This window comes from Autumnicola musiva (genome assembly GCF_031846585.1).
Lineage (GTDB): Bacteria > Bacteroidota > Bacteroidia > Flavobacteriales > Flavobacteriaceae > Autumnicola > Autumnicola musiva.
Genome location: NZ_JAVRHK010000078.1, coordinates 1 through 615, shown reverse-complemented (window position 1 = coordinate 615; position 615 = coordinate 1). Strand labels below are relative to the sequence as shown.

Annotated in this window: 1 pseudogene; it reads right to left on the bottom strand. The window is 41.6% G+C overall.

Annotated features, from left to right (window positions below):
- Nucleotides 1–139: 139 nt before the first annotated feature.
- Nucleotides 140–615, bottom strand: a pseudogene (locus RM539_RS19925) (hypothetical protein); the annotation flags it as partial.

Sequence of the window (615 nt, the reverse complement as noted above, 5' to 3'; positions counted from 1 at the left end):
TGTTAAGGCAAACCTTTGCCCCCAATCCGATAATTTAAGATATAAGATGACTCACGCGTTGTATATGCTGTACGCATTCAGTGAGTGCGGTTATCCACCTCACCATGCGGGTGTACAAGCACCCTCTAATATCAATATTCTAATCTACAATTAGTTCAATGCCTGCTTTCTCTGTCTTATATTTTATTTTGGTCATTAGATCATAATAGCTCCAGTTCCTAAGTACAAATGCTTCCTCTTTGGCTATTTCTATTTTCTCCTGTTGATCCAGTAAAATAAGTGTTCCTGCCTGATGTTTTATACAGAAGTCGATAAGCTTTCTGCTATAGAGATGCAGGCGATGGTTTACATAATTACGCTCCTTATCACGAAACCTTGCCAGGGCTTTCGTTTTTCTCTTGCGCCCTTTTCCTGATTTGCAATATTTAACGGCCTCGCGGGTTCTTTTTTCGGCGGCCTGTATCGCCAGCCTTCGATATAGAAATTCCTCCCTGGTACCAATAGTAAGCTTAGCCTTACCGATTTTTACCACAATAGGATATTCCAGGGACAAGGTAGCTTCTGCGATCACTTCGGGCCTAAGGCAATGCTTTTCTTTCTCAATTTCAAAGGTGG